General features: G+C 33.8%; 18 protein-coding genes. 1 reads left to right on the top strand and 17 read right to left on the bottom strand.

Going from position 1 to position 21,437, the window contains the following annotated elements:
• Window positions 1-62: 62 nt before the first annotated feature.
• The 6 genes from H6W53_RS02760 to H6W53_RS02785 all read right to left on the bottom strand — a co-directional run bounded on the left by H6W53_RS02760 (window position 63) and on the right by H6W53_RS02785 (window position 6,826).
• Entirely contained in the window at window positions 63-632 is a 570-nt protein-coding gene (locus H6W53_RS02760; RefSeq protein ID WP_084196320.1) for a helix-turn-helix domain-containing protein, read from the bottom strand.
• A 733-nt stretch (window positions 633-1,365) separates the two neighbouring features.
• Window positions 1,366-1,614: a hypothetical protein gene (locus tag H6W53_RS02765; RefSeq protein WP_185204769.1), complete on the bottom strand. Its 249-nt coding sequence runs from the start codon at window positions 1,612-1,614 to the stop codon at window positions 1,366-1,368.
• Window positions 1,615-1,896: 282 nt separating this feature from the next.
• A complete protein-coding gene (locus H6W53_RS02770; protein WP_185204770.1) occupies window positions 1,897-3,501 on the bottom strand; it encodes a family 10 glycosylhydrolase in 1,605 nt (534 codons plus the stop codon).
• Between the two features lie 813 nt (window positions 3,502-4,314).
• The gene (gene typA / locus H6W53_RS02775; protein WP_087710637.1) at window positions 4,315-6,120 is read right to left on the bottom strand and encodes a translational GTPase TypA; all 1,806 of its coding nucleotides are present in this window, start codon (window positions 6,118-6,120) and stop codon (window positions 4,315-4,317) included.
• A gap of 189 nt (window positions 6,121-6,309) precedes the next feature.
• Window positions 6,310-6,567 carry a DUF1294 domain-containing protein gene (locus tag H6W53_RS02780; RefSeq protein ID WP_185204771.1) on the bottom strand — a complete coding sequence of 86 codons (258 nt, stop codon included), beginning with the start codon at window positions 6,565-6,567 and terminating at the stop codon, window positions 6,310-6,312.
• A 52-nt stretch (window positions 6,568-6,619) separates the two neighbouring features.
• Window positions 6,620-6,826, bottom strand: a complete 207-nt coding sequence (locus H6W53_RS02785; RefSeq protein ID WP_087710641.1) for a bacteriocin-like protein — start codon at window positions 6,824-6,826, stop codon at window positions 6,620-6,622.
• A 171-nt stretch (window positions 6,827-6,997) separates the two neighbouring features.
• Between H6W53_RS02785 and H6W53_RS02790 the strand changes: the two genes are divergently transcribed.
• Window positions 6,998-7,354: a hypothetical protein gene (locus H6W53_RS02790; protein ID WP_185204772.1), complete on the top strand. Its 357-nt coding sequence runs from the start codon at window positions 6,998-7,000 to the stop codon at window positions 7,352-7,354.
• Between the two features lie 44 nt (window positions 7,355-7,398).
• On the opposite strand, the gene H6W53_RS02795 is transcribed toward H6W53_RS02790, so the two are convergent.
• From H6W53_RS02795 to H6W53_RS02845, 11 genes are all read right to left on the bottom strand, one after another.
• Window positions 7,399-7,539: a hypothetical protein gene (locus tag H6W53_RS02795; RefSeq protein WP_185204773.1), complete on the bottom strand. Its 141-nt coding sequence runs from the start codon at window positions 7,537-7,539 to the stop codon at window positions 7,399-7,401.
• A 16-nt stretch (window positions 7,540-7,555) separates the two neighbouring features.
• Window positions 7,556-8,344, bottom strand: coding sequence for an RNA polymerase sigma factor region1.1 domain-containing protein (locus tag H6W53_RS02800; RefSeq protein ID WP_185204774.1), 789 nt, complete (start codon window positions 8,342-8,344; stop codon window positions 7,556-7,558).
• A gap of 2 nt (window positions 8,345-8,346) precedes the next feature.
• Window positions 8,347-9,393, bottom strand: a complete 1,047-nt coding sequence (locus H6W53_RS02805; RefSeq protein ID WP_185204775.1) for an AAA family ATPase — start codon at window positions 9,391-9,393, stop codon at window positions 8,347-8,349.
• Window positions 9,394-9,522: 129 nt separating this feature from the next.
• On the bottom strand, window positions 9,523-10,284 hold the full coding sequence (locus H6W53_RS02810) for a LytR/AlgR family response regulator transcription factor (RefSeq protein WP_185204776.1): 762 nt from the start codon (window positions 10,282-10,284) through the stop codon (window positions 9,523-9,525).
• Window positions 10,285-10,291: 7 nt separating this feature from the next.
• Window positions 10,292-11,521, bottom strand: a complete 1,230-nt coding sequence (locus H6W53_RS02815; RefSeq protein ID WP_185204777.1) for an McrC family protein — start codon at window positions 11,519-11,521, stop codon at window positions 10,292-10,294.
• Window positions 11,521-13,380: an McrB family protein gene (locus H6W53_RS02820; RefSeq protein WP_185204778.1), complete on the bottom strand. Its 1,860-nt coding sequence runs from the start codon at window positions 13,378-13,380 to the stop codon at window positions 11,521-11,523. The genes H6W53_RS02815 and H6W53_RS02820 overlap by 1 nt, the downstream gene beginning before the upstream one ends.
• A gap of 7 nt (window positions 13,381-13,387) precedes the next feature.
• Window positions 13,388-14,089 carry a hypothetical protein gene (locus H6W53_RS02825; protein WP_185204779.1) on the bottom strand — a complete coding sequence of 234 codons (702 nt, stop codon included), beginning with the start codon at window positions 14,087-14,089 and terminating at the stop codon, window positions 13,388-13,390.
• 10 nt (window positions 14,090-14,099) lie between these two features.
• Entirely contained in the window at window positions 14,100-17,243 is a 3,144-nt protein-coding gene (locus tag H6W53_RS02830) for a type I restriction endonuclease subunit R (RefSeq protein ID WP_185204780.1), read from the bottom strand.
• Between the two features lie 56 nt (window positions 17,244-17,299).
• Window positions 17,300-18,037: a transposase gene (locus H6W53_RS02835; protein ID WP_185204781.1), complete on the bottom strand. Its 738-nt coding sequence runs from the start codon at window positions 18,035-18,037 to the stop codon at window positions 17,300-17,302.
• Window positions 18,038-18,074: 37 nt separating this feature from the next.
• Window positions 18,075-19,076 (bottom strand): HNH endonuclease, encoded by a 1,002-nt coding sequence (locus tag H6W53_RS02840; protein ID WP_185204782.1) that lies wholly within the window; start codon window positions 19,074-19,076, stop codon window positions 18,075-18,077.
• Complete coding sequence (locus H6W53_RS02845) at window positions 19,063-21,426, bottom strand: AAA family ATPase (protein ID WP_185204783.1); 2,364 nt, start codon at window positions 21,424-21,426, stop codon at window positions 19,063-19,065. The genes H6W53_RS02840 and H6W53_RS02845 overlap by 14 nt, the downstream gene beginning before the upstream one ends.
• Window positions 21,427-21,437: the final 11 nt, after the last annotated feature.

Here is a 21,437-nt window from a genome sequence, read left to right on the forward strand (position 1 = left end):
ACTTTTATGAAAAATAATAATTGAATATTTGTAAATAAACAATTAAAAAAGAGACGTAAAATTTATCCTGAGTAAAAATACAAAACCAGCATAATACAGCTTTCATTACTGATGCTCACCGGAACGTGCGGGAATTTTCCGTTAAAATAAAGAGAATCTCCTTCTTTTAATATAACTTCTTCATTATCGATCAGATATTTTACTTCTCCTTTCAGAATATACTTGAATTCCCATGCATCAGTTATTACTTTTTCTCTTTTGGCATTGGGTTCAAGGGTGAGTAAAACCGCTTCAAAACCTAAAGAATGAAGGCTTTTGCTGAAGATATGCATGTATTTAAACCCTTCGGCTTCCACTTCTTTTTCAATAAGCTGCTGGTTTTCTTTGGGCAGATAAATGAATTTGGCGTTTGATTTTTTCTCAACCCCTTCAAAAAAGTAACTCGCATCAATTTCCAGAGACTGGATTAAATCCAACAGCACGGGAAGCGAAGGAATCGTTCTGCCGTTTTCTATTCTGGAAACAAGCCCGTTGCTTACATTGGCTCTGAAAGCTAATTCGTTAATGGTTAAATTATTTTTTTTCCTGATATCTTTTAGTCTCTTTCCAATGCCTATTAAAAAATCATTCATATCATTACAGTTAGCCAAGATCCGGTTATTATATGCAGAAGCAAATTTACTATATTAAATGATATTTCTTTTATACTATTTCGAATTTGGATATCTTTAATTTTATATTGATGATCTTTTATTCATCATAATGCTGAATTTTAACCCAAAATTGATGAACTATTTTTCAATTATCCATTGTTCTTAGGCTCACAAAGCTATTGTTAAGCAGAGATTTATAATCAGATAAGCTTTTTACATTAACTTCTTTAAAAATAAGATCAAAATCTTTGCTTTTCAAAAAACTAATGTGTTCTTGCAGACAATGCGGCGATGATTTAAAATCTTATGTGGCCTATGTGGTTAAAAAAGTATGTCCCATTCAATCTGCAACGCTGTCATTTTGAGCGAAACGAAGTGGAACCGGAAAATCTAAAAGAACTGCATTTCAAGAGATTCTTCATTGCATAATGCTGCGCAAAATTTCATTCTGAATGACAGGGAAATTTAGGCACAAAAGATAACGATAAAGCTCAGTTTCAAAATAATTAAAATCCTCAAAAGCATAAAAATCAAAGATTTTTAAAAACTGTTATTTTCTTTTATTCTTACGCTTGTTAACTTTTAAAAATGTATCAAAATCTTTTGTGACTTTGTGGTTTAAAAAAAGCTTTCTTAATCTGCAGTACTGTCATTTTGAGCGAAACGAAGTGGAGTCGAAAAATCTAAAAATAACTGCATCTTAAGAGATTCTTCATTGCATAATGCTTCGCAAAATTCCATTCTGAATGACAGGGAAATTTAACCACAAAAGGCGCAAAAGATAATGATAAAGCTCAATTTCAAAATAATTAAAGTACTCAAAAGCATAAGAATCAAAGATTTTTAAAAACTGTTGTGTGCTTTTATTCTTACGCTTGTTAACTTTTAAAAATGTATCAAAATCTTTTGTGACTTTGTGGTGAAAAAAAGTGCTTACATTTTCAACCAATAAAACTGTCATTTTTAAGAGATTCTTCATTGCATATTGCTTCGCAAAATTTCATTCAGAATGATAGGAAAATTTAACCACAAAAGGTACAAAAGATAATGATAAGGCTCAGTTTCAAAATAATTAAAGTATTCAAAAGCATAAAAATCAAAGATTTTTAAAAACTGTTGTGTGCTTTTATTCTTACGCTTGTTAACTATTAAAGATGCATCAAAATCTTTTGTGACTTTGTGGTTAAAATAAAAAAACAGCAGCCTGTTTAATACTGCTGAATTTTATCTTTATTTGCTAAAATTATTTTATTTTCTTGGCAATATAGTCGCTTTCGTTTCCTAATCGGTCAATGGCTTTGATCGCAACTGCATTCAGTACTTTTCCGTCTTTATTTTTAGGAATTTCTCTGGAAAGCTGATCCAGAGTAAGGATTTCAGTTTCCCAGATTCCGTTGTACTGGGTAAAAAGCACCCATTGGAAAACTTCTTTTATATTTTTTACGCTCCAGCTTATCTGCGCAGAATTTCCGTTGTTATTGATGAACAAAGTCGGGGTCTGCAAAGGAATAGCTTTTATCCATGATGTTTTTGGAACCAACGCTTTTTCTTTATAGGGTCCGTTTTTCAGGGTCGGAAGCATGTTGGCATTTTTGGTTAAACCGGCAATGCTCCAATGAATTTCCCCTGCATCTTTCCCTAAAACCTGCCGCGATATTTCGATCTGATTTTTAATCTCAGTCGGACGGTCAGAAGTTTTAATTTCCACCGTATTCAAACCGGGCCACAAATGGCGGTTCATGGTATTTTCGGATTTCCACCAGTTCAATAATCCTTCAAAAGGCTGTCCTTTAGATTCTATCGGCCAGTACAACTGTGGCGAGAAATAATCTACCCAGCCTTTATTTAACCATAATTTGGCATCCGCGTAAAGCTCATCGTACTGAGAAGAACCAACCACACCTTCAGGATAACCGGGTTTCCAGATCCCGAACGGACTGATCCCGAATCGCACATAGTTCTTTTCTGCGTGGATTTCTTTGTAGATTCGTTCAACAAATTTATTCACATTATCTCTTCTCCAGTCGGCTCTCGTTAAGTTTCCTCCATTGCTTACATAAACATTCCATGTTTTATTGTCGGGAAAATCTGCTCCTTTATTATAGGTTGCATAAGGGTAAAAATAGTCATCAAAATGTACGGCATCAATATCATATCTTTTTACAATATCTTTTACCACGTTCGAAACGTGTCCCTGCGTTTTCGGGTCAGCAGGATCAAACCAGTACATTCCGTTTTTCAGGCGGATGACGATATCGGAAAGTTTATTCACCATAGATAAACTGTTGGGTGAGCCTCCGTTCGAATGATGGGCGCGGTACGGATTCAGCCAGACATGAAGTTCTAATCCTCTTTTATGAGATTCTTCGATCCAAAACTGTAACGGATCATAATTTGGATAAGGAGCGGTTCCGGTCTGTCCGGTCAGGAAATATGACCAAGGTTCCAGATTACTGGTGTACAAAGCATCTGCGGAAGGTCTTACCTGAAAAATCACCGCGTTAAAATTGTTATCTTTCAGCATATCCAGCATGGAAATGGCTTCTGCCTTCTGCTGATCGACGGATAAATTATTTCTTGAAGGCCAGTTGATATTGGCAACACTCGCAATCCATGCTCCGCGAAATTCTCTTTTAATTTCCGGAAGATTGGTTCGGAAAGTATCATCTTTCGGAGGTATAGCCGAAGGATCTGTGCTTGTAATAGGAAGAGGAGGTTTTGGTATGGCAGGTTTCGTAGAATTTTTTACGGGTGTGGAAGCTTTCACTGCACTGTTCTGTGTGGAGCACGCAATAAATGATGTAAAAAATCCCGATAAAACGATTATTTTTAGGGTATTCATTCTCATAGTCTGCAAAACTACATTAATTTATTTTGTTGATTTTAAATTACGATAATAAAATGAATTATTTGGACTTTGATTTAAATTATTAATGTTTTAACAGGAAGCAAACAAAGTTTTTTTGACTGCTATCTGTTTTAGGTTTGCTGAGGTATTTCACTCAGGTAAACTCTAAATAATTTCCTTACTTATAGGATGTTTAAACTCATTTTAAAAAGTCGTTTAAAGTAAAATGGCAGAAACTCTATAGAGTTTTTATCTGTGCAGAAAATATATTCACAAGGCGTTCTGCGTTCTTTAGGAACGCTATCTTTAGAAAATTTATCGCAGTATAGATATCAATCCTATGGATTGATTGACGGATTTATTCTTATTTCTACACAGATTCTGCTCCTAAAGGAGAAAATTCTTTTACTTTAAAAAACTTCTAAATTTTACCGCAAAAGACAAAAGACTTTATTGGATTTATTTAAGGTATTTCAAAAGTCTGCAAAGAGAAAAATCTTTGATTTTTTTTTTAACTTGTGTGCTCTTTTTTTCCCCATTTAATTATTAAACTTAAATAATTAAAGTGTTACAATCTTTTGCATCTTTTACGGTAAAAAAGTGTAGACAAGTTTTATATTGAATTCTGACTAAAGCCAGAATTTTTACCGAATATTTAAAGCGAGTAAAATCCTCTCCTATTTTGATTAATTTCTAAAAAGATTCTTCATTTCATAATGCTTCGCAAAATTCCATTCAGAATGACAGATTGAATTTTAATTTAAAACAAAAAAAGCCCCGAAAAATCGGAGCTTTATTATTATAAAAACTGAATTAAGCTTTAGCCGCTCTTTCCACTTTTTTTCTGTCTTCTTCAGAAAGTAATTTCTTTCTCATACGGATGAAGTTCGGAGTTACCTCAATGGCTTCATCACCCTGAATATATTCCATACATTCTTCAAGAGAGAATAAGATTTTCGGAGCAACTCCTGTATCTTTATCTTTTCCTGCCGCTCTCATGTTGTTCAACTGCTTTGCTTCCACGATGTTTACCACAAGGTCACCCGGTTTGTTCTGTTCACCGATGATCATTCCTGCGTAGATTTCCTCTCCCGGATCTACGAAGAACTTACCTCTGTCCTGTAGTTTGTTGATGGAATATTCTGTAGCCGGACCCTGCGTTTTGCTGATCAACACTCCGTTGTTTCTTCCCGGAATAGCTCCTTTGAAAGGCTTATATTCTGTGAAACGGTGTGCCATAATCGCTTCTCCCGCAGTCGCTGTTAACATCTGAGAACGCAATCCGATCAGACCTCTTGAAGGAATCTCGAATTCCATGTGTTGCATTTCTCCTTTTGTTTCCATGATATGAAGGTCACCTTTTCTCTGAGTAGCCAAGTCGATTACTCTTGAAGCATATTCTTCAGGAACGTCTACTACCAAAGATTCGTAAGGTTCGCAGCTTACTCCGTCGATTTCTCTAAGGATAACCTGTGGCTGACCGATCGTCATTTCGTACCCTTCTCTTCTCATGGTTTCAATAAGAACTGATAAGTGAAGAATACCTCTACCGAAAACAAGGAACGTGTTTGCATCATCAGTCTGCTGAACTCTTAACGCTAAGTTTTTCTCTAATTCTTTGGTTAATCTTTCTTTCAGGTGGTTAGACGTTACATATTTACCGTCTTTCCCGAAGAAAGGTGAATTGTTGATGGAGAACGTCATGTTCAGCGTAGGCTCGTCAATTGCCGTTCTTTCCAACGGTTCAGGATTTTCAAGATCTACGAAAGAATCTCCGATCTGGAAAGCGTCGAAACCTACCACAGCACAGATATCTCCTGCCTGAACTTCAGTTACTTTTTTCTTTCCTAAACCTTCGAAAACGTATAATTCTTTTACTTTTCCTTTTGCTATTTTTCCGTCTGCCTGTGCAAGACCGATCCACTGAGATTCTTTAATTTCTCCTCTCGTTACTTTTCCGATTGCAATTCTTCCTAAGAAAGAAGAATAATCCAAAGAAGTAATCTGCATCTGAAGGTTACCTTCTGTAACTTTCGGTGCAGGAACATACTGTAAAATACCATCCAGTAAAGGTAAAATATCTTCAGTCTGCTCTAATGAAGTGTTGAACCATCCCTGTTTAGAAGAACCGTAGAACGTTGGGAAATCCAACTGCTCTTCAGTTGCATCCAAATTGAAGAAAAGATCAAATACCTGATCGTGAACCTCATCCGGACGGCAGTTTGGCTTATCTACTTTATTGATTACCACCAAAGGTCTTAAACCAAGTTCTAAAGCTTTCTGAAGTACGAATCTTGTCTGTGGCATTGGTCCTTCGAACGCATCCACCAACAAAATAACTCCGTCTGCCATCTTTAGTACTCTTTCTACCTCTCCTCCGAAATCGGCGTGACCCGGTGTATCAATTACGTTAATTTTCGTGTCTTTATAAGTAACAGAAATATTCTTGGATAAGATGGTGATCCCTCTTTCTCTTTCAAGATCGTTGTTATCCATAATTAACTCCCCACTCTCCTGATTTTCTCTGAAAATGTTGGTAGCGTGGATGATCTTGTCAACCAAAGTAGTCTTACCGTGGTCAACGTGTGCGATAATCGCAATATTTCTAATGTTTTGCATATAAGATTTTTACGGGTGCAAAAATAGTGATTTTTAATGAAATATTCACCAATAACTTTTGTTAATTAACAAATTCATAATGAGCATCTTAAAAGAAGTTTATTATTTAAACTACTATGAACAAAGCATTTATTGAATATTTGTATTCTTAGAATTTTGAATAATTGATTAAATTTTTAACCATCAATCCTATGAATATTTTTCAAAAAGGTAAATGAAAACCGCCTGTAATAAAACAATGAGTCCAAATTTTAATAAAAAGGAAGTCTTGGAAATTTTATGTCTGAAGAAGATCATTGCCAGTAAAGCTCCGATAGTTCCACCCAAAAAAGAAACCGCCAAAAGCGTATTTTCAGAAATTCTCCGCCGGTGCTTTTCTGCTTTTCTCTTGTCGGCTCCATAAATAATAAAGGTAAAAAGACTGATGGCTGTTAAAAAATAAAACATTGGCAAATCTAAAATAAAAAAGAGTGTTAATAAACACTCCTTTAAATATTTTTTATATACATAAAGTATATTCGCAAGGATCCTGCGGAGGAGCTTCTCCACAAATAATATCAAAAGTACCGCAGTTACTTGATGATCCTCCACCCCATCCCCATTGAACAACGCATGTATTTGGATCTTTACATCTTACCATACCTTTAATGATACCTCCCTGAATAGATTTCATCGCATTTCTAGAAACCTTTTTTAGATTTTTCATGATATATTTTTTATAGTTTGAGAGATAAAAATATAAAAAAACATTAGATCTGCAAAATATTTCAACACTTATTGAATAAAAAATATCCTTAGCAGATTTATTCTAAATAATTGTAAAGAATCCTCTGTAAAATCTCATATTAATTTACATTTGTATGATTAATTAAATTAAATGACAGTACAGGATTTAGCAGGAAGTTATTCTATTCAGGGAAGCAATCAGGAAGAGTTTGCGGAAGTTTCTTATTATGGGATTCTCACCTTATCCATAGACGAAAACCAACGCATCATTGCTGAGTGGATGATTGGGGATCATATGCAGCAAGGCACCGGTTTTTATAAAGACGGAATTCTGGTTATTAATTTCCGCTATGAAGGTGAAGATCTGAAAATCTACAAGGGTGTGGCAGTTTACCGCTGCATCAGCAAAGATATTCTGGATGGTTTCTGGTCTGAAAAATATGGTGATCCGAGATTTCTGGGAAGTGAATACTGTGTGAGGATTTTTGGATCGGAGGTATTGAACTAATTCCTTAATAATTTAAAAAGTCCGGCAATTACCGGACCTGATTATTACGTCTTTTGCTGATTAGGATTCATTTGTTTTCCTCTGTTTCCCTGATTCTGATCATATTGGCGGTTCGTACCATTTGTTCCTTTGTTAGGATTTTTCAAGTTAGCACTGTTTTGTGCAGGAGTGATTTTCTTTTTCATTGCTTAAAAATTTTAATTAGTTATAATTAATTGTTACACCAAGTTTTTTTAATTGTGATATTACACATTCAATAGCCTTTGAATTAACAACTTCCCGGCTGAATATTTTGTTGATATACAGATCACCTTTGTCCTTAGCATCCGCAGGATATCCATAGGCATAAGCATAGTCAGACCATCCTTCCTGTTCTTTAACAGAAAACATCATGCGTCTGAACATCGCCGGATGTGCCAGACAAAAAACTGTTTCAGCCATATTAAGGGTCTGATTAGCTTTTTTTATGCATACATCTACTTCAAATCTTGAGGAGTAAAAAGAACAGGTAGAATTAACAATCACTTCACATCGGTATCCTAACATTTCCAATGCATCTATTAATGCACAAATAACAGCTCCTTTCTTTATGATTACTTCAGGAGAAATGCCAGCTGAGCAGGCAATAGAGCAGACCACTCTTATAATCTTTCCCTGATTTTCATATTCTGCCGGAACAGATTTTATAAAGTATTCCGGAGATCCGCAAAGATATTCCCCGACATCAATCACACCTCCAGCAATACCATATTCCGGCAGGCGTATTTCCATTTTTCCGGTAATAGTCTCCAAAAGGTTCACGCGGATCTTACTTATTTCCTCCAGAACGTCTGTCCATCCGCATATCGCTAAGTTTTTCGCTTCCTGCCAACCTGCTCCCCCATACCAGTCTGAAGACGCTTCTCTTGAGCTTTTTATATATGCTGTGCTTTCTCTGAAAGCACAACTCCAAAAGTCATGCAGGTTATCAAACCTTAAATACTTATTCATGATCAGATATTGTTTTTAATCATTTGTATTCTGGATTTATCTATCCCTTTCCATAAAACAGCCTGCTCTACTTCTTCCCATGCTATATTCATTTTCAGAAGGTCTGCTCCTTGTATAGAAGCTCTTGGACTTATCACGACCCTATCACCTACTTTCTGTACAGCTCTTCTTACTTTCTGCACATGGCTTACCCAGCTATGATTTTTAGCCATTTCATATTCCAGATCTTCATCAATTTCCCAGTTTATCGTAATGAAACGATCCAGACTCGCTGCATCTAACTGATTTCTTCCTATGTACTGGCGGTCCGCTCCTGTCCCAAAAGTATTGGCAGCCGCTACGCAGTAAAAATTTTTATTCTTATAGATTCTGCCATCCGGAAAGTCCATAAAGTCATTTGCCAGGGCAGCATTGAAAGCTAGCAGAGCCTGAGGAAAACTCGCATCAATTTCATCAAAAAGGAAAAGCCCGCCATCTTTGTAAGCTCTTCTGAAATCAGTATTTACCACTCTTCCGCGAGCATCTGTAAAACCTGCTAACTTATGTTCACTGGTAATAGCCCCCGTAAAGTAAAATTCCAGATTCAAAGCTTTGGCAACATTAGCTGCCGCAGTAGTTTTGCCGGAACCTGCAGATCCAACCAAAAAAATGTTATGCTTAGTCTGCAGATATTTCAATAGTTTTTCAAACTGGAAGTGCTGTGCACCCAAATCTTTAACTCTATCATGATCAATAACTCTGATGCTTACATTTCTGTAATTTTTCATCTTATCTATTCTTGTATCCAGCTGATCCGCCTTTTGCTTTAATAGATTATTTTCTTCCTGTAATTGAGAGATCAACATCTGTAGCTTTTTAATTACAGCATTTGCTCTACCTGACTGAGAACTCAGCATTTGTCTTATCTCTTTTTTAAGATTAAGCCTGATATCATCTTCCACCTTCCTTTTAATAAGATCAAGATCCTGATGCAAATAATTTTCAAGAATACTGTTACCATTTTTCTGAGAAGCAAATTTTGAAGTTCTGTGACTTCTTTTAATTTCCATAATTGTTTTTAAATTAGTTGTTATATGATAGATCTATCAAAAAAACATCCGGAAAACAAAAAAATGCGTTTCCGGAAAACATCATCGGAAACGCAGGAACAAAAGCTTTTTTTTGAGGAATAAGAGCGGTTAGCCCAAAAGTTTTTTTATGTCATTCTGATAATTTTCTGACACAGGCAGGTAATGACATTTTGTCTTGTTTTTTTCATCAAATACAATGATTTCTACGTGCTCATCTTTTTTATGATAGCACTGAATGTATTTTTTATTGACTCTGAAAGATTTATGAATCGTTATAAACTGGCTTTTCATCAGTCCTTTATCTTCCATTTTCGAAAAGGAAAAATCAATAAGATTCTCCGTTTTCCGGTTAATGAAATGAATCTGCTTGTTGTTGGATTCAGAGCCGGAAGACTTATCTGCGCTTAAATAGACGATATCATCAATCAGAACCCTGTTTCTTTTTGTTTTATTAAAATCCAGATAAACGTATTGAAGACTAGAAAACAAATACACTTCCTGTAAGAACCTTTTAAAACTTTTAACCAATTTTTCTTCGGTAAAAGGCTTGGTAATATGATCTACACAAATCCCGGAATCGCGCTTCAGATTCTCAATATCTTTGATGTATTCTCTGGTATTGGCACTTGCAAAGAATACCGGAATCCCGATTTCCTGCGCCACTTCCATTCCCGTCATGCTGTCGTTACCCAGATCCAGATCCGCCAGCAAAATATCCGGTTTTACCGTTTTCAGTTCCTCAAAAAAATGATCTGAACTGCTGCTTTTTAAAACAATCTGAACATTGGGAATATGCTGAAGATACAGCTCCAGTTTTTCCATTTGTTTGGGGCTGTCTTCCAGAATGGCAATGTGGTATTGAATAGACATTCTATGGCTAATTAAATAAATTTAATATTTTTTCTCCGATCAAGGCATCAAGCGTATCAGCATCAAAAATTGAAACTTTACCTAATGAGCAGGAGTGTTTATTATCATCAAACAAGATGAATCGTTCTGAATGTAAAGATGTTATCTGTGATGGGTATAAAAGCATTGCTCTGGTTGATTTCCAAAATTCATTGTATACATACATCTGCCTTAAATCATGTGTTGATGGCTGAGACTGCTCAATATTTTTCCATTTGGTATCAATAACTAAAATCTCTTTCTCTGTATCATTGATTTTTTTTTCCAGAACAATATCCGGACGGATGGTTATCCCGTTCCAAAAACCTGTAGAATTTTGTCCGTACACTTGTATGTCTTTATTCTGACAGGCTTGTTTTAATCGAACCAAAATATATTCTTCCCAAAGATTATTCATATCAAACAATAAAGCCAGCATATTTTCAGAACCGCCGCAAAAGTTGGGTGCATAATTCAGAATAATTAACCGTGCTATGGATAATGCCGTTTCATAAGGTGCGGTCTTTCTCGATTTAGGAATTTTACTAAATGTGTTTTCGTTTGCCTGAATGCTTTTCACCTCCGGAAAATCAAGCTGTATGGTTTTGCATTTGCCGTACAGACTATTTCCTTTAGATAACGTTGCGATAATTCCCAAAGCCTGTCCTAAAATCTGGTGAATTAAATGGTCTTTATCATACACCTGATGCGTGGTATAAAACCTTTCTTTATGCACAAGATTTTTCTGAATATGCCCTGCAAATTCGAGTTTTCCTTTTAATGCTTTTACGTTTCCTTTCTCTTTGTAATATTGTTTGATTAAACCCTGATGAATGAGCAATTGCACTTCATTTAGAAACCATTCAAAGTAAATATCCAAGAGATGAATAGATTGTCTGGAAACATTTGCCTGACCTGCCTGCTGAATTTTCAGTTTTTTGGTTACACGCAACATTTCTATTAATACCTTTTGCCACTTTGTTTTGTTTTCCTGATCTTCAGATTCGTAACGGTCTATCTTTGGGAGAATCTCTATTGTGAGATTATCTGCCTGAATAACTCCGACAAACTGTTTGAACACTACTCCATTATGTTTCAAATCAAAATATTGATAATTGTGTAGGGCGTTAAGTTTTGATAACGCTACAAAATGACGTTTTTCAAAACCTCTTTCTCCAATGGTAAGAGAACTGTGTTCAAAAACTTGGATTCTATTCATTATTGATTTGAGTTATTACCCAATAATATGTTTATTGCATTGATGATATTAAAATTTTCATCAATCGTTTTTAATCTAAGAATATTTCCTCCTTCAGGATAATTTTGTGTAGGAAAAGCGGCAAAAAATTTATTATCATATTTTTCTAGTTCTTCAAAAAATCCAATTCCTAAAATCATCCCGATTTTTTCATAGTCTCCATAGAAATATTCCTGCAATAATGGAATGATATTAGTCTTAAAAGTATTTCTAAGATCTTGTTCTGTTTTTACGTTAATAAAATAAGAATGACCAATGGTGTGATCTCGATCCAGTAACACTTCTATTCTTTTATTTATTGTGGTTAATAGTTCGTCTAACTTAACTGTACCAATAATCATATCGTTAAGCAGGTTAGGCTTGGGCAACATTTCTTCAAAACAAAAACGTCTTCTCAAAGCTGTATCTAACGCTTCTATACTTCGGTCTGCTGTATTCATTGTTCCGATGATGTAGAGATTGGATGGTACTCCGAATTCTTTTTTACTGTATGGTAAAGTGACTTTTAATTCTTCCTCGTTCCCAATGCGTTTGCTTTCTTCTATGAGTGTAATAAGTTCACCAAAAATCTGAGAGACATTGCCGCGGTTGATTTCGTCGATGATTAATACAAAATTCTTATTCTGATTTTTGCCGGTGTTTTTTTCATCTTTATAATTATAATCTGGCAACCCAAAATTCTCTTTAATGTATTTAACAATATCCTCCATATCCTTTTGAAATGCTCCGGAAGGTCTTGCCTGCTTATTTTGATATACATCTTGTATATTTTGTTTTGTAATGGTAAATGTATATTGAGAAGGCGAATTTAATGATGAGTACTTTAAAGAGTCTTTTGACGATAAGCCATATTCCCAATTTCCAATTTTAAGAAGTTTGTTATCTGCTATTTTTTCTTTTATTAATACAATTAACTTATTCCAGCACACTTCAAAATTATCAACTACTGTTTCATTTATTTCATTGGTATTTTTACAGATTTCTTTGAAAATTCCATTTTGTACTTCATAACTTAGTTCCCCTTCATCTTCATTCATTATTGGTTTTATCCCTTCTACAAAATCTTCATAGCTCATGCTTTGATGAAATGTGGTAAACACAATTCTGCCATTTTTTACATAATTATCAAATCTTGATTTTAGAACTTCTCTGTTTTCTTTATTAATTTCTTCTTCCGATTTATCTTCTATAATCGATAAACTTTTATTAATGGTATTGTATGTTTTACCTGTTCCGGGAGGACCGTATAGAATTTGGTTGAGAGATGTTATATCTTTTTTATTTTTAGATTCATTAACATCACTATTAATAATATTTTGTGAAACGAGAATACTTTTTAATTGATTGTAATATGGTTTAAAGTACCTTAAATTTTCAACAGTTATATTTATCAAATCATCCCATCCTGAGAAATCTTTTAAATAATATTCTTTAACTATTGGGTTTTCTTTTCTGAATTTATAGTATTTTTGTCTCAATGGATTATTATCAAGCAATCCAACACTATCAATTTTAATTACTATTTTTTCACTTTTTTCTATACTTACTGTATAAGCCAGAATTTTATTATTAAAATCTTCTTTGGTAGGATAAATTTTTGCCCATTGATAAAACTCAAAGACATTTGCTTGATTAGTTGGCTTTTTAGTAATTTTTATTTTACCATCAGGAAAAATTTGTTTTTTAACCTCTAAAGCCCAATGCTCAACTTTCTGATAATTTCGTTGTAAATCGTTGTAAACCGACTGTAATTCATCAGTTTTCATTTTACCTGCATACTGAGTTAATATATTTATCTCTTGTTTATCGAAAAAATTCATTGTTTAATTATTTTATTGGAATATAGATGCCGCCCTTTCCCTCAAGAATTTGCGAGCTAAGATCTTTAATATATTTATTTTTAGATATTTGTTTAAGCTTATTATAGAGAATTTTAAACTCTTCTGAATCCTTTGAAATTTTAGTAAAAAACTTAGATAAAGCAATCTGTGTAGCCCCTCCTGTACCTGAAGAATTATATGAAGTAATTGTTCTATTTTTATATCCTAAAAATTTACTCGGTGCAAAGATTTCCTTTTCAGGCAAGTAATACCAATGATAAAATTGAGAGTATGTTTTTAATACTTTTGATTGGGAAGTACTTTCAAGTTTTTCAAACTCAAGAAAATTATCCAAAATTTCATCCCAATTTTCAATAGTTTCTAATCCATTATCTTCAAAAGTAAATTTATCAGATTGATAAACTAATTTAAACTTATAATTATTTATTAAACTGTTGTCTACTAAATCATCCCATTGACCATTTTTAAATAATTTCCCTTCATAAATAATTTCAGAATTATTATTCTCAAAACTAATAATCAAAAAATCATTTTCCCCCCATTCTCCTATTTCATTTAAAATAAGGTCTACTTCTTTTCTAGCATTTTTTAAATATTTATTTTCAAAGTATATAGAATTGTGTAATTCTAAAAATTCTCCTAATTCATCAATGCTATATACATCAAAGTAAAAATTAATATTTTCCATAATTTATTTTTCACCTATTCCTCTTAAAATTCTCCGCCTGTTCCAGCACATTCTTATACACCTCATCCTGCGTAATCGGCGGATAGCCGAACTGATGAAGCTTGACGATGATTTCCATTTTCAATTGTGCTTTGATGTCTTCTCTGTCGCTCCAGTCCGGGAACTTGGCGGTGTCGTCTACAATTTTTTTAATTTCTCGGGCGAGTTCCAGCATTTTGTTTTTGTCAAAGGTAAAACCGTATTGCGTGCAGACCATATCCAGAATGTCGTAAAAGGCTTTTTCTTCGTAATCAATTCCTAAGTCTTCAAAAGATGCCATTTCGGTACGCAGTTTTAAAATCAGGTCGAGGATCTGTTCGGAAGTATCGGCCTGGATGCCGTCATAATCCAAAATATCCAGTTCGCTTCTTTCGTTGTAGCTGTTAATGATTTTCTGAAGCCTTTCAGAAAACTCGATACCTTTTACTTTATTTACTTTTTTAAAATCAGAGATCGCCTGTTTCAGCAATCTTTCAAGGATTTTAATCTTGGTATTCGGTAATTCCAGCGCATTTACTTTTTCCAGAAACTTATCATTAAACAAATCAATTGCGTTGGCTTTGTTGTCGTCCAGTTTAAAGATTTCTTCCACCCCTTCCGAAACAATGGCCTCTTCTACCATTTTACTCACTTTCGCATTCATTTGTGCGGTGTCGGGCGCTTCGCCTTTGGTCAGTTTTACGACAATTGATTTGATGGCAAAGTAGAAATGAATCTCATCGGTTTCTTTTTCGTTAAAGATTTCTGCACTACAGGTCAGGTTGTAGGCCGCTTTCAGTTTTTTGGTCACCTCTACAAAGAATTTTTCAGATTTCTCTGTCATCAGAACAATTTCAGAAGCCCGGTTTAAGCAATTCAGCTGTTCAATAGGTGAACCTTTAAAATAATCCGTCGTGTCGAACTGATAGAAAAACTGTCTCAAAAGTTCCAGTTGATCTTTCACGATAATAACGGCTTTATCGATGTCTTCAAAATCATCTGCTGCCGTGGTATTATTGAACATTCCCAAAGCGTGATTCAGATTTTTCTTGATGCCGATATAATCGACTACCAAACCTTTGTCTTTCCCTTCAGACTTTCTGTTCACACGGGAAATGGTCTGGATGAGATTATGCGTCTGCAAAGGTTTATCAATGTAGATCGTATCGAGAAACGGCACATCAAAACCAGTGAGCCACATATCCACAACGATGGCTATTTTAAAGTTGGAATGCTTTTGTTTAAACTGTCTGTCCAGTTCCTTTCGGTCTTCTTTCGTTCCGAGGAGATTCCACAGGCTTTCTTCATCATCTTTGCTTCGGGTCATTACCATTCTGATGCGCTCTATGGGCTTAATTTCTTTCTGTTCTTTCTCGCTCAGATGTTCCGCAATGGTTTTCTCATTCCATTCCGGTCTTTGCCTGATAATTTCTTTGAATAATTTATACGCAATTTCTCTGGAAGCACAGACGAACATTACTTTTCCGGCAACGGTCGCTTTTTCCTCGATTCTTTTTTCATAATGACTGATAAAATCCTGCGCAATGGCTTCAATTCTTCCCGGATCTCCCAATACAGCTTCCATTTTGGCAATCGCCTTTTGGCTGGCTTCCACGTGGTATTCCGAAGCGCCTTCTGCAACCGCATTTTGATAATACTGTTCGATTTCCACTACTTTAGAATGGTTCAGATTTACTTTTGCAGCACGACCTTCATAGACCAGGCGAACCGTAATTTCATCGACCACCGATTCAAACATTGTATAAGAATCTACCACAGGACCGAAAACATCCAGTGTTTTATCAATCGGTGTTCCCGTAAAACCTACATATGTGGCGTTGGGAAGCGAATCGTGCAGGTATTTTGCAAACCCATACGATTTCTTTACGCCGTCTTCATCAATGCGGACTTTCAAATCCAGATTCACCTGCGAACGGTGCGCTTCATCGGAAATACAGATGATATTGTTACGCTCGCTCAACACCTCATCATCTTCTGCAAATTTCTGAACGGTTGTCAGAAAAACACCGCCACTTTCCCTGCCCCGCAATCTTGTGCGAAGATCGGCTCTGGATTCTATATTGATGATGTTTTCATCGCCAATAAAGTCTTTGGCGTTGGTAAAATCTCTTGATAACTGATCGTCCAGATCGGTACGGTCAGAAATAATAATGATGGTCGGGCTTGCCAATTGTGTAGAACGCATCAGCAGTCTGGAAAGGTATAGCATTGTGTAACTTTTCCCGCACCCGGTTGCACCAAAATAAGTTCCGCCTTTTCCGTCGCCTTCCGGTTTGCGGTGCTTTTGGATATTGTTGAACAGTTTGTTGGCAGCGTAATACTGCGGATAACGGCACAATATCTTTTCTTCTTTTTTGGAAGTATCGGGAAACCAGATGAAATGATGCAGAATATCACACAGCCTTTCCTTGTTCAGCATTCCGTGAACGATGGAAGTGGCAGTATGAATGCCCGTTAATGCTTTCTTTTCGTCGCCTGTAATTTTATGCCAGCCGTAGAAAAAATCGTAAGGTGCAAACAGAGAACCCGCTTTGTTGTTCACACCATCGCTGATGATGCAGAACGCATTGTATTTCATCAGTTCCGGAATATCTCTCCGGTAACGTTTTGCCAATTGTTCGTAGGCATTAAAAATGGTAACGTTTTCTTCAATCAGTGTTTTAAACTCAAAAACCACCACCGGAATCCCGTTGATGTATACAATCAGATCCGGAATGCGCAGCTCTTTACCCTGAATCTCCAATTGGTTCACCATCTTGAAACGATTGGTTTCTAAAAGACTGGCTGAATCTACATCGATATAACGGATATGCAGATCTTTTTTTGCAGGATTGTTTCGCTTGAAAATCAGACCGTCTGCCAATAGTTTTCCAATGTATTTATTGCTGTCATAGAGATTGGAAGCCGGCTGATACGCCAGTTCATTAATCAGGGTTTCCAGTTCCATCGTTTCCAAATCCGGATAACGCGACAGCAGAAAATCACTCAGATCTTCCCGAATGAGGATCTCCTGGTTTGATGCCCGTACTACCTTTTTGCCATTTACGTACTCATAACCTTCTTTTTTCAGAAGATGGATGAATGATTTTTCTAATTGGGATTCGGTGTATTTCATAATTATTTTTTTTTTATAGCCTACGAACGAAATATCTTTCGTACGTAAGTATCTCATTAAATACCGTTATCATAAAACCTATCTTCTTTCCAAAGAATCGGATTGTTTTTTATGTATTCTGATATTCTGTGGTAATCCTTTTCGTTTCTTATAATGTGGTCATAATAATTCCTTTGCCACACATTCACAACATTGGTATTATTACGCATCCATTTTGTAACCCCGATTTTAAACCCGCGAACAACGGAACCAATTGTTTTTGATGGTGACCGCCATAGGGTCGAAAAATCTTTCGCCCCATTCGCCATTTCCACATTTTTCGCCCCTATATTCGCCATTTCTGCATCTGCATCATTTCCCCCATTCATAACATTTCCCTTTGCATTTGTAATTTCTGCATCTTTCGCCCCATTCGCCATTTCTATATTTTTTCCACCATTCCCCATTTCCGGATCATTCACACCAAAATTATGGGGCAATGGTTGTTGGGGTAATGATTGGTTAGGCGAATAATTATTCGCCCCAACGAATTCAATAATGCCGTGGATATGATTGGGCATAATAATAAATTCGTGCAGCACCACATTTGGAAAATGATTCGGAATATCTAACCAATATTGTTGTGCCTGAATTCCTGCATCATTCAATTGTAAACATTTCTCTGCAATTTTCCCAAACAAATGCGCTCTATCCTGACAACAAATCGTAGTAAAATACAATCCTTCCCGGCTATAATCATAGCCTTGTAACCGTATCGAGCGGCGATGGTGTTTTTGGGGATTGTAGTGATTCATAGATTACTTTTCTAATTGGGATTCGGTGTATTTCATGTCAAGAAAATTTTAATTTGCCACTTTTTTTATAGCTTTCTAACTCTTTATAAAAGTCACTCTTAAATTTATGTAAAGGCATATTCTGTAAATTTTCGTCTGTGTAAGGTGTTTCGGAGATAAAATATTCCAAATCAGCAGATATTCCTTTTTTTACTAACTCTTCAATATGTTCTTCATAAGAGTTAGAATTAAATTTATTATATCTTTCTAACAAATTTTCAATTGGTGATTTATATTCTTTATATAATGATGTCAATTTTAATCTAGTCTCTAATGTAGGATTAATATTTTCGATTTTTAAATCAGTCAAATTTTTAAGATTAGCCTGCCCATTATTAACTTCTAAAACATCTTCAAATTTAAAAACTGGAACATGAATGGAATCAAATGGATTAAAATTAAATTCTGAAAGAGATGCATTTAATTTTCTTTGATTACAATGTCCACAAACGGGCACTAAATTATTAATGCTTAAACTGACCAAAGCATTTAAACTTTTAGGATAAATATGATCTAAATTACCTTTTACATAGATTTTTTGCTTATCAAAACCATAAGAAGTGGTATACTGAGCGAGACAATATACACAATTTTGAAGATCTATTTTACGCAAAACTTTTTTTAAAGTTTGAGTTCTATTTTCTGAATGATAGCCAAAAATAAATTCTAATATATCATTTAAAGTACAGTTATTATACTTTCCCTTTTTTTTCAAATATGGAGCTAATAATTTGAATTTTGTATTAAAAGATCTTAAATCATTGATAATAATAGATGTATCTATCTGTTTCAGTTGTTCAATCTTATTTCTTGGAGCTTTTATAAATGAAGAATCATCTTCAATATTAATTATTGGTTCTAAATCTTTGAAAAAAGATTCAATAGTTTTTATTCTAGAAATTTTTTTTAAATCTGACTTTATCTGATTGTCTATTTCTTTAATATCTTCATCCAGCTCCGATTCTATAGTATCTAAATTATATTCCTTAATTTGTATCATTCTCAGAGCGGTTTCTTAAAATTTTTTGTAATCTCATAATCTCTTTATTTAATATCTCAGTAGAAACTTTATTTTCAATTTGCTTGCTGATGACTCCTTTTAGAAATGGATCCCCAATTAAATTGATAATATTTATATCCTCTTGTTGTATAACATTGTTTTCTAAAATATTAGCTATTTTTTTTGAAGCATACGCACCGATAGCTCCATTTTTCAAAAAGAACTCGTCTTTTAGCAAATCATATATATTTGCTGCAAAAGAATTAATACCATCATTAGGTTCAGGCTTACCATCTTTCAATTTTAAAATATTTTGAGAAGGAATATCGGAAAGAATAAATGGTGAATGTGTTGAGAGAATCACATTAAAAATTAAGCCTTTATATTTTTGCTGACTTAACAAAACAACTAAATTTCTGATGTATTCTCTCTGATATTCGGGATGATTGTATAATTCTATTTCATCTAATATTATATTAATTTTTTGATATGACCTTAATTTAAATCCTTTATTTTCTAATATGGAAAGTAAATTGTCAATATGGTAAGATATGGAGACTGTAGAATGTAATAACTGCTGTTCTCCTGAACTTAAATATTTTAATTCGAACGGTGCATTAGCCTTGCTTTTATTGAACTTAAAAATAGGCTCGAGAAAGGCATTAGGTATTTCTTCAATTGAAAGATTTTTACTTTTCGATAGATATTCCTTTTTGACTGTAAAATAAATTACTTGTGTATCATCGTGTACTGATAAATTTTTCCTATCAGTTACTACCAGATTATCAAAAAAATTAGATTCTTGCATATTTAAAACTTGTCTAAGTTTTAATGTTACATGACTAAAATCTGTAGCTAGCTTATCTAACAATAATTTAATCAACCTATGTTTAATCTCTTTACTGTTTAACAACTCATTGAATTTATTTAAAAAATTATTTATAGAGTCGTATATCGAAATGTAATTATTTGTATCAATATTATTAATATAATCACTTTCATATAAGTCATTAATAAATGATTCTTCATAAAATCTGTAAAAATATTTTAATAGTGATTTTTCAATTATTTTTAACTCGTCTATATCAAAATCAGATCTTTTTTTTGCATCTTCAATTATCTTTACAACATTTAGTTGTTCGTCAACTAAGAATAATTTAAAATACTGATTGACAAATAATTGTCTTAAATTAGAATTAGATTTTAAATCACCGATATTTACTTTTATAAAAATATTTTCAAAGACTTTATAATTCGTATAACTGTGAACTATTTTAATAATTTTTTTAAAAACATATAAATTACTTAAATCCATCCAGATAGGGAAAGAATTTTCATTAACTAGGAAACTATATCTACTATACACATACCTCAAATCTCTAAATATGATATCCTTTTTAAAGACAGTATATAATCTGTTAAAAAAATTTTTGATCTTATATTCATTGATTGATTCAAAAGTATTTACAATAGTTTCAATCTCTGTATGCTCACTTCTTAGGTATAATTTGAGATTTTTATTGATATCTAATTTAAATAACAATTCGTCTACTGAAATATCTTTTATCAAATTGGAAGTATTAAAATCATTAGACTCTTTAGAAGTAGAAAGAAATATTTTTAGAAGGCGTGAATTAGCCAATTCAAATTCTCGATTAACATTTATATTACCATCCTCTCTATATGGATTTAATACAATAGGAGTTTGATAACCGTCATTTTTTATAAAAAGCCTATCAAACCATCTATCTTCGTCCGAATTACTATTCAAACCATATATTGAATAATTTATAACAATATTATATATAGGGATTTGATAATTATCACCTTTATTAAAAGACTCTGTATTAGAATCTCTTTCATACGTTTTATTTTCAGCGTTATATTTATAACTTGTTTTTATGAAGTTATTTATATTATCCCATTCAATGCAATTAATTTCGTCATCTATTAAATAATAAAATTCGAAATGAAATTCTTTCGAATTTATTTTTACTACGTCTGTACCACTTTCTAATAAGCCTTCAGTTCTTGAATATTCAAATAAGAAATAATAGAAAATTTCAAGCAATGAACTTTTTCCACTTCCGTTTTGACCGACTATTGCAGAAATACTAATATTTTCGCCATACAAATTTGATGGCACAATCGGAGTATATTTTATATTTTCTATTTCATGGTACTCATCGGAACCTACTATTTCTTTTCCGTTCTCATTTATATATTTATAATCACTATAAAAAGAATAAATATAATTCTGTTGCAAGCCCTTTAATAATTCTGTTGATGTGCCTTCTAGGGGGCGAATGGCTAATAATTTAAATTCATTATGGTTCTCTAAATTACTCATACTTTCGTTTT

It is taken from the genome of Chryseobacterium sp. C3 (genome assembly GCF_014218905.1).
Taxonomy (GTDB): Bacteria; Bacteroidota; Bacteroidia; order Flavobacteriales; family Weeksellaceae; genus Chryseobacterium; species Chryseobacterium mucoviscidosis.